Source organism: Paenibacillus sp. FSL M7-0802 (assembly GCF_038004945.1).
GTDB classification, from domain to species: Bacteria; Bacillota; Bacilli; order Paenibacillales; family Paenibacillaceae; genus Paenibacillus; species Paenibacillus polymyxa_B.
The window spans coordinates 2,198,398-2,213,056 of the sequence record NZ_JBBOSD010000001.1; the positions used below are offsets into that span (position 1 = coordinate 2,198,398).

Consider the following 14,659-nt stretch of genomic DNA (forward strand, 5'->3'; position numbering starts at 1 on the left):
GATCCGCAACTATAAAGTCAAATCTATCCTTTCTGACCTTCCCCAAACTGTTCGAAAAAGCTGAACCGCAGCCACTTGTCACAAGCCACTGACAAAGCTTAATGGTTCCCGGATGTGCTGTTCTTCTCCTCCCGGCGGGAAAACCAGGTCGCGAGCAACGAGCCGGAAATATTATGCCACACGCTAAAAATCGCACTCGGTACAGCAGCAATCGGATTAAAATGAGCTGCTGCCAGCGCAGCGCCCAGTCCGGAATTCTGCATTCCCGTTTCCAGCGTAACAGCTTTACGCTTGGAAAGATTCATACCGAATAGCTTGGCAAACCAATATCCGAGCAGGAACCCGATACCGTTATGCAAAATAACCACACCAAAAATAATCGGACCTGTCTCCAAAATCTTGCCTTTGCTGCCTGCAATCACAATAGCCACGATGAGCATAATCACCAGTGTTGATATGAGCGGCAGCGCCTGGACACTGGCTTCTGCCTGTTTGCGAAATAGCGATTTGACGATAACACCCAGCACTATGGGGACAATAACCACGATGAGAATATCCATGATCAGCGACTTCGCATCAATATTCATCCAACGTCCAGCAAGCAGGTTAATCATGGCCGGGGTAGCTAGTGGAGCAATCAGCGTCGACACCGAAGCAATCGACACGCCCAACGCCACATCGCCTTTGGATAAGAGCGTCATTACGTTGGACGCGGTTCCACTCGGGCAACAGCCTACCAAAATGACACCTACCGCAATATCCGGTGGCAGCTGCAATACTAATGCCAATCCAAAGGCCAGAAACGGCATAATCAGATAATGTCCGACCACACCAATAGCCACATCCACTGGACGCCGGAATACTTCACGAAAGTCAGCCGCAGATAAAGTCAGCCCCATCCCGAACATGACAATGCCCAAAAATAACTGTATGTATCCTTTCAACCCTGTAAACGCCGCAGGAAAGAAAAATCCCAAGCATGCAAATAAAAGTACCCAGATGGAAAAGGTTCCTCCTACAAATTTCCCTACTTTCTCCAAGCCATTCATTCTACTTATCTCCTTACTTCTATATAATTTGAATTTGAGGAAATTCAGCTTATATAGTGCTTAAAATTTTCACCATTGTACTACATATGACTGCATATACATACAACTTTTTATGATTTTACCGGGATCAAGAAACTTTTTCCGGTTAGGACATATTCGAAAGCAAAGTGGGTATATTCATAATAGAAGCTTGTGACCAGTCGGTCATTTTTGGATCATCATTCGTTGTGGAGGAGATATCCCTATGTCACGAAGCCATCCGTATAAATGGTGGAATATTATTGCATTTATCGCTGTCGTTCTCGTTAACGTTCTGGCTTCTACACTTCCTATCGGTGGCAGAAGCACTGCTGCTGTATCCAACATGTACCCAACCTTGATCACCCCAGCGGGTTACGCTTTTTCCATCTGGTCGGTCATCTACGTACTGCTCGCCTGCTTTGTCGTGTACCAAGCTACACCTACAGGGCAAGCCAAGACAAGCGTTCAGTCCATCGGTATTTTTTTTATTCTAAGCTGTCTCTTCAATATCATCTGGATTTTCCTCTGGCAGTATGTATACGTAGAGCTGTGCGTCATCGTCATTATTCTATACTTGCTTTCCTTGAGCGTCGTGTATGTACGTACCCGCACGCCGCAGCCAACCCGCGGAGAAATGTGGTTCGTCAAGCTACCGTTCAGCCTGAACCTCGGTTGGGTATCTGTTGCTACTATTATCAATATTGCAGTGGCACTGGAAAAGAATGAATGGAGTGGCTGGGGACTCAGCGATACGACATGGGCGATCATTATCCTGCTCATCGGCACCGTATTGGCCATCATGGTCAGCTTCCCTTATCGCGACAGCATTTATCCTCTCGTATTTGTATGGGCCTATGTCGCCATCGCCGTCGAGCATCCGAACAATGAAAATGTACGGCTGGCTGCATTGATCTTGGCGGCAATCATTCTGGTGTACGCGCTATGGCTATTCTTTGCCCGTAATCGAGAACGGGATTAAAGAAAACGAATATGATCTCCTAGCCAGAACAAGCGAGCTTGGGTCTGAATCATCTAGCCCAAGCTCGCTTGCTTTGTTTATTCATTTTAACCATGTGATTAGGTATAGACTTTAATCAAATCTATAAGCTTGCTTGTCGAGTGATCTGCATTCATTTTCTTCATATTGATAATATAATCCGACCTTTTTTCATACAAACCAAGAATCATGTCAACAAATCGTTCAGATTCCAACTCTTCTTCTTCTAAAAACTCACAAAAGCCTTGCGCTTTAAATGATTTGGCATTTAGAATTTGATCTCCCCGGCTAACCGCCTTTGAAAGAGGGATCAATAGCATCGGCTTCCGCAGCGTCAAGAATTCAAAAATGGAATTTGAACCCGCCCTAGAAACAACCATATCTGCCATCGCCATAACATCCGCCAGTTCATCATTTATGTATTCAAACTGCTTGTAGCCATACATATGAATGGAATGATTCACTTGGTCTTTACCACAAATATGCACGATTTGAAAATGAACGAGCAAAGCCTCTAAATTCATCCAGACCATCTCATTGATTTTCTTAGAACCTAAACTCCCACCCATGATTAGAATGATCGGCTTATTTCGAGTAAATCCGCAATAGGTCAAACCTTTGGCTGCCTCCCCATCTTTTAGTTCATCTCTCACAATAGCACCTACATACCGGGTATGCTTAGAGCGAAAGTACTGAGTGGTTTCAGGAAAGGTAGTACAAATTTCTGTAGCAAATATGCTGGAAATCTTATTAGCTAATCCAGGGGTAATATCTGATTCATGAATGATTACAGGGACTTTATTCAACCACCCAGCCAATACCACAGGAACCGAAACAAACCCGCCTTTTGAAAAAATAACATCCGGTTTTTCTTTTCTTATAATCCGGTACGCTTGAGAAATCCCCTTCAGCACTTTAAAAGGGTCCTTAAAATTATTCCAATCAAAATATCTGCGTAATTTCCCAGTTGAGATACTGAAATAACACACATCTTCTAGCCCAGAAATCAATTTTCTTTCAATCCCTTGTTCAGAGCCTATGTATTGGACACTCCAATGTTGTTCCAGTAAGTGAGGAATCAAAGCTAGGTTTACTGCTACATGTCCTGAAGAGCCTCCACCAGTGAAAATTATTTTTTTAATCATCTCCACCTCCACTCTGTATTCAAAAAAACAAAACACATTAAATTTAAGCAACCGGGTGCCTCTATTTAATAGGGACACCCGGTTGCCATACAAACTTTTTATTTTATGAACGGACCTTTCAGACTATTCGCCCTTCAATGCAATGACTTCAATCTCCACCAGTGCATCCTTAGGCAGACGAGCTACCTCCACCGCACTACGCGCTGGGTACGGTTGCTCGAAGAAAGAACTGTACACCTCATTGACGCTGACAAAATCGTTCATGTCCTTCAGGAATACAGTCGCTTTCACAACCTGGTTCATGTTGCTGCCTGCCGCTTCCAGAATGGCTTGTACGTTGCTCAAGGACAGGCGTGCCTGCTCCTGTACATCCTTACCAAACTCACCTGTTGCCGGATTTAGTCCAAGCTGTCCCGAGGTGTAAATAAACCCGCCTGCCTCTACCGCTTGGCTATAAGGGCCGATAGCACCGGGTGCTTTTTCAGTAGCAATTGTTTTTTTCATATGGGTTGGATTCTCCTTCCTGATACTGGTTCACCGTATTATAGCATGTGAAGTCCAAAGCCACTATTCCGTGCGACGGATTAACGCACTTGATGAATTAGAGATTACGGTGGATGTGCCGCAAAAAACAAACCACCAATAAAACACAAATAACGCCGCTGTTGTCCGAATCATTGGGCAGCAGCGGCGTTATTGTCATTTTAATCCTGCCGTGGTTTTACACGTTCTCATCAGGAGCCGTTCCTGTAACAGGTTCCTCATCTTCGGATGTTAGCTCTGCACCAATGACCCGAATGATGTCGTTCGGATAAATATGTACGCCGCTCGCCTGCGCAAGAGCAATTCGTACCATGGCTCGTGCGATGACCGAGGCCGGGATAGCGCGGTAGGAAGCGAGCTTGCCCGTCATCAGACCGTCCAGCGCTTTCATGACAACAGCTGCAGCGGCTTCGCCCAAACGTCGTTCAGGTCTCGCGCCCAAAATCAGCGACGGACGGAACAAATGCAGCGCAGGCAGTCCGATAGCGGCAAGCGCCTCTTCAGCCTCACCCTTGGTGCGGTTATAAAACACGCGTGAATCTGGATCGGCCCCCATCGCTGAGATAGCTAGCATCTGTACAGCACCAGCCTCTTTGCCCAACTGGGCAGCCAGCACCGGATAGTCCAGATCCACCAGACGAAACTGCTCCTTGGTGCCAGCTTTTTTCATCGTTGTCCCAAGGCAACAAAAAACATCATCCACCCCTTCGAAGGCGAACGCCGCTTTCTGTGGCTGTTCCCAATTGATGAGCGCCTGCTCCAGCTTGGGATGCTTGATGTCCAACGGACGTCTGCCCATAACCATGACGCGGTTGTATTCCTTTTGCACCAGCAGCTCTCGTACAACATAACCCCCGACGAGCCCTGTTGCACCCACAACGACCGCTTTACGTTCCATGATAGACCTCCTTTGTGCCATAACGCTCCTGCTCCTACAATAGCGATTAGGTTAATTTAAAGGGTTGTTCGTCCGCCTCCTTGCTTACGGACGGACACATGGGTAGGTACAAGGAAAACGTACTTCCCTTACCCTCCTCACTTTCTAAACGGATAAACCCGCCCAACAAGCGGGAAAAATCACGGCTGATGGACAATCCCAACCCGGTTCCTCCATATTTACGATTAATGGAACCGTTCGCCTGCTGGAATGCCTCAAAAATAACGTGTTGCTGAAGCTTGGAAATACCGATGCCCGTATCTTTTACAGCAAATACAACCCAATCTCCCTCCTGTCCCTTTCGATTCAGATGCTGTGTACTCATTTCAAGCAATACACGTCCTTCATGAGTGAACTTAAAGGCGTTGGATAACAGATTACGCAAAATTTGCTGTACACGTTTAGAATCGGACCGAATTTCATTCGGTATAGGCTCATGCTCCTTTAAGCTGAATTCCAGGTTTTTATCCTTCGCAGTGACTTCAAAATGCATCATCATCACCTGCGCAATCTCACGCACATTGACTGGCTCACTTACGATTTCCATGTGACCAGCCTCGACCTTGGACAAGTCCAGAATGTCGTTGATCAATTGGAGCAAATCATGCCCTGAGGCATAGATGAGATCGCTGTATTGGTATAACTCGTCCTCATCCAATTCTTTTCCCTGCTCGTTGATAATCTGCGCCAGGTTAATGATGCTATTAAGAGGTGTACGTAACTCATGTGACATCGTTGCCATAAAATCCGATTTATATTGGGAAGCCATCATCAGTTGCTTGGCACGTTCCTCTAGAATGACCTTTGCTTTCTGCAACTCATCTCGCTGCTCTGATAACAACTCATTCGCCTGCTTAATCTGATGATTCCGCTGTTGCTCCATCTGAAAGTCCCTTAAAATCAGAGCAAATAAAAAACTGAGGACGATGCCGATTGGCAGTGTAAGAGGAACAACCTCCGCTACATAATAGCGCCAGGGAATGACGCCCAGACAGGCAATATTTAACGTATTTACGATATTAACCGCTAAAATGGTCACCGATGCCTTAATAATCAAACGCCAGGTGGAACGGCGCATCCAGTAGTTCAATCCGGCGCACAGGACGCCCAGAATGCTCATATTCAAAAAGCCGACCCACGCCGCCATATGCAGACCGAAGGTAAATCTCGTTAGTCCGATTGCGACCCCAATAATAATAAGCGTATAGGAGCGGGGATACACCAATGCCGCGATAATCAGCGGTACAAAACGCAAATCAAAAATAACCGTTTCACTAAAGTTAAAACCAAAACAAGAGCTGACCCATCCGCCAAATATCACTAGCAGCACCGAGCTGACATATTTGAACCGCGAAGAGGTACGACTCAAACCATATTTATAAATCACGTTCGCCACATAGGCAACGGCAATCAGCATCCCTAAATTCATTAAAAACATCATTGAAAATTGCATGGACTCACACTCCCATAGCGCAAAAAATTGGATGCCAGGCCTATGTTAACCGCGTTTGCCTTTCTTGTACATCATAACATGAAGCCCCATCTTTCGACATAAAAGATGCTTACATTCCTATATAAAAAAGCGAACCTCAATGGCTCGCCCTGTTGTGCTGATATATACAGAGTCAGCTTGTGATGCCTTTGTTCCGGCGCCACTCCTTGACAAATAATTCGGCAAAATAAGGGTCCCATTGGGTTCCCTTTCCCTCTTCCAATATCATAACCGCCTTCTCTTCCTTCATACCTTGCCGATAGGGACGATCAGACGTCATCGCATCATAAGCATCCGCTACAGCAATGATTCGCCCAAATAAGGGGATATCTTCCCCAGCGAGCTGGTCAGGGTATCCCTTGCCATCATAACGTTCATGGTGCGATCGCACGCCGGGCAAATAAGGGGCCATAGCATAAGCTGGTTCAACTTGCCGGAGAATACTCTCTCCCATAACCGGGTGCATTTTAATCTGATCAAACTCCTCGTCCGTCAGCTTGCCGTCCTTGAGCAGAACAGCGTCAGCCACGCCGATTTTACCGATATCATGCAGCAAAGCTGTTTTGCGCAGCAAGTCGAGGTCTGTCTCATTCAAACCGCCCTTGCGCCCAATGAGTACGGAGTATTCAGCCACACGCAAAGAATGTCCTGCGGTATAGGCATCTCGCGCATCCAGCGCTGCCGCCAAGGTGGCGAAGTAGCTGTCCAGTAGCTGACCGTTCTTTTCTTCCCGTTCCTTCAGGCCCTCGATCATCATGTTAAAGCCTTCAACCAACTCGGCAAATTCGTCGGAGTACAAGTCGCTGGCATTACTGTTCAGGCGGCCTTCCCTCACTGCATTCATTTTTTCCAGCAGGTGGTGGATCGGCTGTTCGATCTCACGGGTCAACAACCTTCCTCCCAGATAAGCAAAGGCTACACCAAAAATTAAAATCGTACCCGCCCATGCCCAATAGGAACTCGAATCCGTCGCCTCCAAACGTTCCAGGCGAATCTGTGTAGCTAGACAAAATAAAAACAGAGGAAAAGCACCAATGAGCGTCGCGCTTAACTGAAATTTATGCCGAAGCGATAGTAGGACTCGTCCTCGCAGGGACAGGTTTAATCCATATTGCTGATAGGTTCGATCACGGATTTCCTCCAGCAGCGGCTTGATTGCTCTCATTGTCAGGAAAAATTCAACCAGTGCGTGCATCGAAGCAACCAGACAAGCTCCTATACAGGCGATTCCTACATAATACAAGGGAAAGGTAAGTTGTCCAGTATGTATCATCCATAAGGCAATGACGGCTGCCGGGATAGAGAAACCCAACAAATGCGGTCCAACAATACGTAAAACTGACAAATTAGGCAGATGATGAACCCGGATATACACCGCTTCTACATCCTTGAGTGTTTCCTGATTGCCGTAAAAAAAACGATGAACCGGTCTCAAATGCATTCGAAACACTATGGTTTCACAAGCAATCATAATGACGCTGGAAAATGCAATAATTTTAACAAGACCCAGAATTTCATAGTGGGCTACATTTAACGTGGAAAATACAAAAATCATACCTACCAACAATACAGCGATAAACGAACCTATAATATAGTTCAGGATAACATGCTGAATAAAGCGCTTATAGGTCGGCAAATTGCTACCCCTCTTTTCATCCGTACACTCTAAAATATCTTGTGTATTCAATATCGGAGTCCAACCATCAAAAGTTTACCTTCTTGCTCGAGCATTTTACATAAATACGAGGATGGCTTTTAATCTGCAATTTATAGATGGGAAATCATCTTATTCTTAACTAAGAAACTCTCGAGGGAAGAGCATTTTAGCCAACATTTTTTCCAGTCTATAATCAAAAAGCCAAAAATGACTTGTGTTTTATAATCATTCTTGCTATACTATTGGAGTATGTATTAACCCCATAAGATTCCACGCAACAAGCTATTACTCCTAATCACCGTATGGAGCTTCTCCTAATTTTATGTATAACCCTAATGTAGAATTTTGAGCTTTTGCCGAAGATTTTCACATTCACACTGGCGCGGTCATCGGAGCCGCAAGGACGAAAGAGAGGTAGGGCTTTTGTCGTTTGGAAAATGAACAGTGGAATCACACTGCCCCTTATGAACATGCTGACCATATAATGCAAGGTAGCAGGGGTTGAATATATATTTTGCCATCAAACGATGAAGTTTGAGCAGGCCGTGCAGTATATGCAAACTGCACCATCCTCCGGATGATCCCCGGGGGATTTTTCATATACATAAGCGTATCTATGAACAAAAAAGTGGCCCTGCCGATACATCGGCAGGGCCTATAGCTTGATCAAAAAGGGGTTAATAGGGTCATTATAGTCTCGCTTTCTTAAAACTAAATGATATGCACCTTAAAAACTCATTAATTTTCCAGTTTTATATACCTTCTAATAATTCGTCCAGTATTCTGTACCATCGGGCGGCATCGTTTGCGTAGTGGAACGTCTTGTTTCCGCTTGGGTGCGCCTTTGGGTCGAGGGACGCTCCCACCCTTCCAGTAAAACAACATGCTGGGTACCCGAATTGTTTTCCCAAGTGATGTAGCGCTCCTGTTCCATATGTCGCAAGGCGACTGTAATTTCAGCATCTCGCTTGCCCGTTTTTACGGTCAATTCCGCCATTGTGGGCATGTGGCGATGCTGGGCGAAATAATTATACAAAATACGTAGCAGCTTTCGTTCCAAATCTGGCAACATCGTCTTCCCCCCTACAAAGAACATATGTTCCCATTATAACATATAAAAATGCACCCTCCTACTGGAAGATGCATTCGGGCTTGTATGCCCATGTTGAATTTAGTTTTTTTCCTTCTCCTGACGACCGACAGAGCGCAGCCACCAAGCGATTCCACCCACACTTCCAAGTGCCAGAACCGTTAAGAAAATAATATAGAACAAATGAAATGCACGATCACTCATGGCAATCGCCTCCTTACTTTATGTATACACTTTCCAGCTAAGCCTGTAAACCTCTTTTTAGTCCCACATTCTAAATTTCCCCAAAAACTCGACAATAGATACTTGCTTGAGATCCATCGGTGCATACTAACTAAAAGTGGTTAATACCAAATAAGAGACAGACCAAGGAGGTTATCGAATATGAAATTCCTATTGATCATAATCATCGTCGTGCTGATCGTTGTGTTGCTTATGAGAAGACGCAGATAAGCGGAGACATCCTGCATGGTTAAAAAGGAATACAAAAAGGGCTTTCGGCACATCACCGAAAGCCTTTATTCATCTGAGGTTAAGGCTAAATTACGCCTTGTTCTTCTTGTTATATTTAATAAAAGCAATTACAAGCGCTACAGCAAACAATATTCCGCTGACCACCCATGTTGTCAGAAATGCCATACCCAAACCGACATTAGACCCCATCGTCGGGTGATTCATGGCAGTAAACACTGATCCCTGCATCATAAATATGGTACAGAACAAAACAACGGGCGCTAAAATAATCGTGCTTGCTGTCTTCCGAGTACCAGATACTGCGATCACGCACAGAGCGGAAATCACCAAGATCACCCAATATATAACTGCTTCCCAAATCACTGAAGTGCCCACCTGCTCAACCTCTTTTCTATCCATTCGTATATGCCTCTTCTATTGTAACAGACGTCACACAGTGAACCAAGCCATAATTTGATCAGAAAAGGGGTAAACCCTGCGGATAACGTAAATAATGTACAGTAGCGATCCTACACCAAAGACATGAAAGGAAATGTTCACTCACGTTCAGCCATAACCGAATACGTCTTATAGCCACCATCAACGTTCCTCACCCGATAACCGTATTGAGTCAAAATTCGGGCAGCAATATAGCCTCGCAGACCGACTTGGCAGGATACCGCGATCTCTAGATCACTGGGGATTTCTGCCATCCGCTCTCTAATCTCGGCCAGAGGAATATGAATCGAACCTGGAATGGCCCCTGCCTGTAGCTCCACCGCATCCCTAACATCAATAATAAGACCACCATTGCGGTGAAAATCATCAACTTCATGCCACTGTATCGTTTGGACCAGCCCATCCATGATATTCGAAGCCACGTAACCCGCCATATTCACAGGGTCTTTCGCTGAAGAATAAGGAGGTGCATAAGCAAGTTCAATATCAGCCAGTTCACGGACGTTCAAATGGCCACGAATAGCCGTCGCAATGACATCAATCCTTTTGTCTGCTCCATCAGCTCCAACAGCCTGCGCCCCATAGATCATCCCGTTTTCGGGATTAAAGAGCAGCTTCATAGCAATGGGTGATGCGCCAGGGTAATAGCCGGCATGTGAACCAGGATGAATATGAACAGCCTGATAAGGAACGCCCAGCCGCTGTAATGTTTTTTCATTATTACCTGTAGAAGCTGAAGTCAATGCAAAGGTCTTAATTACGGATGTTCCGAGCGCCCCATCATAAGAAATTGCCTGACCGTTAATATGATCCGCTGCCAAACGCCCCTGACGATTGGCTCCCCAGGCTAGCGATACCATCGTTGCAAACCCATGATTGCGGTCTTTGACCTGGATGGCATCCCCGACCGCATAAATGGCCGGATCGCTGGTTTGCAGTTGGGTGTTCACCTGAATAGCGCCGCGAAAACCAAGTTCCAATCCGCTTTGCTTGGCCAACTCATTTTCAGGAACAACACCGATCGCGAGAATAACCATGTCCGTCTGAAGCACACCCCCGGAGGTCAAACGAAGTTGTGTACCCTGCTCTTCAAAAGCTGTGACTCCTTCCTCTAAACGCACCTCCACCCCGTTCAGCCTCATATGCTGTTCTACCCATTTGGCCATTTCAGGGTCCAGCGGATTCAATAATTGTTGCCCCATATCAATAATGGTTACTGCAAGTCCACGCTCCCGCAAATTCTCGGCCATCTCCAGCCCAATAAATCCGGCCCCGATCACCGTGACGTGCTTTGGATGCCTTTCATCTACATATGCCTTAATAACGTCCGTGTCATGAATATTTCTTAATGTAAATAAATTCATAGCTTCATGTAATCCAGGAATGTCCGGTATCATCGGTTTGGCTCCCGGCGACAATACCACAATATCGTACGGCTGCTCATCTGTTTCCCCTGTAATCATATCGCGGAAATGGACGAGCTTCTGCTCGCGGTCTATTTGTATCACTTCTTTCAGTACCCGTACATCTATATTAAAGCGGTCTCTTATCCCTTGAGGTGTCTGAAGAAACAGCTTCTCCCGCGCATGGATTGCCCCGCCAATATAGTAAGGAAGGCCACAGTTTGCAAAAGAAACATGCTCTCCGCGTTCAAACAAAATAATCTCGTCTTCCTCATTCCATCTACGTAATCTCGCAGCAGCAGAAGCTCCACCTGCTACCCCGCCAATAATAACTATTTTCCTACCCATTTCTTCCCCTCCTTATATACCCTACGGGGTATAATATATACCTATGGGGGTATGTTGTCAATACGCAAAAAAGACGGAGGTTGCCCCCCGCCTGATAAACATTGAACGAATACTGATCTGGGTCGAAAAATCACTTGCGAATGCTACACGAATGCTCTGTCACACTTAGTCTAAGAAGGATCTACTGCTACTACTGCTGGCTGGCCGTGATCGCCTGCTCCAGATCGTACAATATATCGTCTATCGCTTCTGTCCCGACAGATAGGCGTAACAGCTCTGGTTTGACTCCTGCAGCAACCTGTTCTTCCACATTCAACTGCTGGTGCGTTGTGCTTGCCGGGTGAATAATCAAAGACTTGGAATCACCTACATTCGCCAAATGAGAAAATAGCTTTACATTCGCAATTAGCTTGCTTCCCGCCTGGCTTCCACCTTTAATACCAAAGGTCAGGATTGCTCCTTGTCCTTTCGGCAAATACTTTTGAGCTAATTCATAGGACGGATGGCTCGGCAACCCGGTGTAGCTGACCCACTCCACATCCTTGTGGCCTTCGAGATATTGCGCTACCTTCAAGGCATTTTGACTATGTCTTTCCAACCGCAGATGAAGTGTCTCCAAGCCCTGAAGCAGCAGCCATGAATTAAACGGAGAAATGGCAGCTCCCAAGTCCCGCAGCAATTGGACCCGTGCCTTGATAATATATGCGATAGGTCCCACCGCCTCGGTGTAAACAACTCCGTGGTAGCTCGGGTCCGGCTCAGTCAGTCCTGGGAAACGACCACTCGCTTTCCAGTCAAACTTGCCGCTGTCCACGATCACCCCACCAATAGACGTACCGTGTCCGCCAATAAACTTCGTTGCAGAATGCACGACAATGTCCGCTCCGTATTCAATAGGACGCAACAAGTAAGGACTTGGGAACGTGTTATCCACAATCAGCGGAATACCATATTCGTGCGCAATCGCCGCTACAGCTTCCACATCCAGCACATTGCCCTGTGGGTTGCCAATCGTTTCGGCAAATAATGCCTTCGTCTTATCCGTAATGGCATTACGGAAGTTCTCTGGATCATCCGAATCGACAAAATGTACTTTAATGCCCAATTTCGGCAGTGTTGTAGAAAATAGATTATATGTACCGCCATACAGACTGGAGGCCGACACAATTTCATCCCCAGCTCCCGCAATGTTCAGGATGGAGAAGGAAATCGCCGCCGCTCCCGAAGCCGTTGCCAACGCGCCAGCCCCGCCTTCCAACGCGGCGATCCGTTGCTCGAATACATCCGTGGTCGGATTCATCAGACGCGTATAAATGTTGCCGAATTCTTTCAGCGAGAACAAATCAGCCGCATGCTCCGCATCCCGAAATCCATATGAAGTGGTTTGATACAATGGAACGGCGCGGGCAAAGGTAGTAGGATCAATTTGTTGTCCGGCATGGACAGCGAGAGTTTCGAATGACAGCTTGCGTTCTTCTGACATGGTTATTTCCTCCCTTGTTATACGTGCTGTATGAATCGTCTCTTCCTGTATGCGTACTCATGGATGATTTTTCAATCATTCTCGCACAAAAAGAACGATTTGGGAAGATAATTCTCATTATTCAGGTAGGATATTATAATTTTATTGAAATATCAGGTTTCAGATCGGAATGTTTTACCTAAATGCTCCCCCAAACCAAAATAATGACGGAAATTATAGATGAGTGGGCTCCACTTTGTCGGATCAATATGGTTCTCACCGAGGATGATATCCTGATGAACATGCACCTGTATGGCTTGAGTTTCGACGATCGCAAAATAAGAAGAATGGTTAGGGATTCTCACATCCTTCACCTTAGCTTCAATTTGAATAGGGCACTCCCTGATTCGGGCGGGCTCGACCCTATTCGACTCAATCGAAGTTAGTCCGCTGATCTCATACTTATCTTTATGGTACATAAATCCATGTTCCTTCTTTTCCGCTGGAACAGGATTCTTGCCTGTATAAGGAGCCAAACGTTCTACATTTTCCCACATTGAAGGCCCCGGGACGTTGATTACACATTCGGGATGGTGCTTCATATTTTCAAATGCTTTGCCACCTATTCCAATGCCTAGTACCACACAATCTCCTAATGCCCACGAAGAGGAAATGGGGCTAATATTGGTCGTTCCATCCTCATTCAGCGTATTGAGTAAAATCACAGGGGTTCCGTAATATAAAATGCTAGGGTTAATCGTTTTAACGTCTGGGCTATGATTCATCTGATTTATTGGGTTCATCATCTCTTCTCCTTCTATTCAGATCTGCCTCCCTATTGTAAAATATAAATATTTCAACCTTCATCGAAGTATGGATTACAAAGGGGGATAACCGTGCCATGAGCACCAAGTCAAATGTAGCCATGATTGCTTCTCTTGTTAGCGAGCCTTCCCGTGCAGCTATACTCACCGCTTTATTAGACGGCAGGTTCCACACGGCAAGTGAATTGGCCCATATGGCAGGCATCAAACCGCAAACGGCCAGCTTCCATCTGGCTAAAATGACCGAGGCACAAGTCATTACTGTGGAAAAACAAGGGCGTCACCGTTACTATGGCATTCAAGACCCCGAAGTTGCCCGGGTGATGGAGTCACTTTTATCCATAGCTCCACCTGTTCCCATTCATTCATTCAAACATGCCTCCGAAAACGAGGCCCTACGGTTGGCAAGAACTTGCTACGATCATGTTGCGGGTCAATTAGGCGTGCAGCTCATGAGTTTTTTCATTCAAAAGGGGATTCTTTCCGAGGATCAGGATGGGCTTCATATCACGGAACAAGGAGAGACTTTCTTCACTGACTTTCAGATTGACCTTACACAAACAAGACACAAGCGCCGCTCCTTCTCACATAAATGCCTGGATTGGAGTGAACGACGCCATCACCTTGCAGGTGCTTTAGGAAATGCACTTCTGGACAGATTATTCGAATTAAATTGGATCGAGCGTCTGCCTACAACCCGAGCGATACGTGTTACAGCCGATGGTAAAAGAGGTTTTAAAGAGATATTTTCGATAGAGGTTGACTAGATCATCATAGTT

Annotated in this window: 14 protein-coding genes; 2 read left to right on the plus strand and 12 right to left on the minus strand. The window is 45.8% G+C overall.

Annotated features, from left to right (window positions below; all coding sequences use genetic code 11):
* Positions 1–98: 98 nt before the first annotated feature.
* Positions 99–1,049: a bile acid:sodium symporter family protein gene (locus MHB54_RS10300; protein WP_023986785.1), complete on the minus strand. Its 951-nt coding sequence runs from the start codon at positions 1,047–1,049 to the stop codon at positions 99–101.
* 244 nt (positions 1,050–1,293) lie between these two features.
* Between MHB54_RS10300 and MHB54_RS10305 the strand changes: the two genes are divergently transcribed.
* On the plus strand, positions 1,294–2,049 hold the full coding sequence (locus MHB54_RS10305) for a tryptophan-rich sensory protein (protein ID WP_053324525.1): 756 nt from the start codon (positions 1,294–1,296) through the stop codon (positions 2,047–2,049).
* Between the two features lie 98 nt (positions 2,050–2,147).
* Here the strand turns inward: MHB54_RS10305 and MHB54_RS10310 are convergent, their stop codons facing one another.
* From MHB54_RS10310 to MHB54_RS10360, 11 genes are all read right to left on the minus strand, one after another.
* Positions 2,148–3,212: an undecaprenyldiphospho-muramoylpentapeptide beta-N-acetylglucosaminyltransferase gene (locus MHB54_RS10310; protein ID WP_316243232.1), complete on the minus strand. Its 1,065-nt coding sequence runs from the start codon at positions 3,210–3,212 to the stop codon at positions 2,148–2,150.
* Positions 3,213–3,335: 123 nt separating this feature from the next.
* Positions 3,336–3,716, minus strand: a complete 381-nt coding sequence (locus MHB54_RS10315) for a RidA family protein (RefSeq protein ID WP_013308546.1) — start codon at positions 3,714–3,716, stop codon at positions 3,336–3,338.
* A 217-nt stretch (positions 3,717–3,933) separates the two neighbouring features.
* On the minus strand, positions 3,934–4,653 hold the full coding sequence (locus tag MHB54_RS10320; RefSeq protein ID WP_264454242.1) for an NAD(P)H-binding protein: 720 nt from the start codon (positions 4,651–4,653) through the stop codon (positions 3,934–3,936).
* Between the two features lie 46 nt (positions 4,654–4,699).
* On the minus strand, positions 4,700–6,145 hold the full coding sequence (locus tag MHB54_RS10325; RefSeq protein ID WP_264454243.1) for an ATP-binding protein: 1,446 nt from the start codon (positions 6,143–6,145) through the stop codon (positions 4,700–4,702).
* 172 nt (positions 6,146–6,317) lie between these two features.
* Positions 6,318–7,820 carry an HD-GYP domain-containing protein gene (locus tag MHB54_RS10330; protein WP_023986780.1) on the minus strand — a complete coding sequence of 501 codons (1,503 nt, stop codon included), beginning with the start codon at positions 7,818–7,820 and terminating at the stop codon, positions 6,318–6,320.
* Positions 7,821–8,604: 784 nt separating this feature from the next.
* A complete protein-coding gene (locus MHB54_RS10335; protein WP_023986779.1) occupies positions 8,605–8,913 on the minus strand; it encodes a hypothetical protein in 309 nt (102 codons plus the stop codon).
* Between the two features lie 99 nt (positions 8,914–9,012).
* On the minus strand, positions 9,013–9,135 hold the full coding sequence (locus MHB54_RS10340) for a hypothetical protein (protein WP_023986778.1): 123 nt from the start codon (positions 9,133–9,135) through the stop codon (positions 9,013–9,015).
* Between the two features lie 339 nt (positions 9,136–9,474).
* Positions 9,475–9,804: a hypothetical protein gene (locus MHB54_RS10345; protein ID WP_023986776.1), complete on the minus strand. Its 330-nt coding sequence runs from the start codon at positions 9,802–9,804 to the stop codon at positions 9,475–9,477.
* Between the two features lie 137 nt (positions 9,805–9,941).
* Complete coding sequence (locus MHB54_RS10350) at positions 9,942–11,594, minus strand: CoA-disulfide reductase (protein WP_264454244.1); 1,653 nt, start codon at positions 11,592–11,594, stop codon at positions 9,942–9,944.
* A 190-nt stretch (positions 11,595–11,784) separates the two neighbouring features.
* Positions 11,785–13,077 carry a homocysteine synthase gene (locus tag MHB54_RS10355; RefSeq protein ID WP_264454245.1) on the minus strand — a complete coding sequence of 431 codons (1,293 nt, stop codon included), beginning with the start codon at positions 13,075–13,077 and terminating at the stop codon, positions 11,785–11,787.
* A 152-nt stretch (positions 13,078–13,229) separates the two neighbouring features.
* The gene (locus MHB54_RS10360; RefSeq protein ID WP_264454785.1) at positions 13,230–13,859 is read right to left on the minus strand and encodes a flavin reductase family protein; all 630 of its coding nucleotides are present in this window, start codon (positions 13,857–13,859) and stop codon (positions 13,230–13,232) included.
* A gap of 98 nt (positions 13,860–13,957) precedes the next feature.
* Between MHB54_RS10360 and MHB54_RS10365 the strand changes: the two genes are divergently transcribed.
* Complete coding sequence (locus MHB54_RS10365) at positions 13,958–14,647, plus strand: ArsR/SmtB family transcription factor (protein WP_264454246.1); 690 nt, start codon at positions 13,958–13,960, stop codon at positions 14,645–14,647.
* Positions 14,648–14,659 lie beyond the last annotated feature (12 nt).

Coding starts and splice junctions, on each gene's coding strand:
- MHB54_RS10300 (WP_023986785.1), bottom strand. CDS start 1,049: ATGAATGGCTTGGAGAAAGTAGGGAAATTTGTAGGAGGAACCTTTTCC.
- MHB54_RS10305 (WP_053324525.1), top strand. CDS start 1,294: ATGTCACGAAGCCATCCGTATAAATGGTGGAATATTATTGCATTTATC.
- MHB54_RS10310 (WP_316243232.1), bottom strand. CDS start 3,212: ATGATTAAAAAAATAATTTTCACTGGTGGAGGCTCTTCAGGACATGTA.
- MHB54_RS10315 (WP_013308546.1), bottom strand. CDS start 3,716: ATGAAAAAAACAATTGCTACTGAAAAAGCACCCGGTGCTATCGGCCCT.
- MHB54_RS10320 (WP_264454242.1), bottom strand. CDS start 4,653: ATGGAACGTAAAGCGGTCGTTGTGGGTGCAACAGGGCTCGTCGGGGGT.
- MHB54_RS10325 (WP_264454243.1), bottom strand. CDS start 6,145: ATGCAATTTTCAATGATGTTTTTAATGAATTTAGGGATGCTGATTGCC.
- MHB54_RS10335 (WP_023986779.1), bottom strand. CDS start 8,913: ATGTTGCCAGATTTGGAACGAAAGCTGCTACGTATTTTGTATAATTAT.
- MHB54_RS10340 (WP_023986778.1), bottom strand. CDS start 9,135: ATGAGTGATCGTGCATTTCATTTGTTCTATATTATTTTCTTAACGGTT.
- MHB54_RS10345 (WP_023986776.1), bottom strand. CDS start 9,804: ATGGATAGAAAAGAGGTTGAGCAGGTGGGCACTTCAGTGATTTGGGAA.
- MHB54_RS10350 (WP_264454244.1), bottom strand. CDS start 11,594: ATGGGTAGGAAAATAGTTATTATTGGCGGGGTAGCAGGTGGAGCTTCT.
- MHB54_RS10355 (WP_264454245.1), bottom strand. CDS start 13,077: ATGTCAGAAGAACGCAAGCTGTCATTCGAAACTCTCGCTGTCCATGCC.
- MHB54_RS10360 (WP_264454785.1), bottom strand. CDS start 13,859: ATGAACCCAATAAATCAGATGAATCATAGCCCAGACGTTAAAACGATT.
- MHB54_RS10365 (WP_264454246.1), top strand. CDS start 13,958: ATGAGCACCAAGTCAAATGTAGCCATGATTGCTTCTCTTGTTAGCGAG.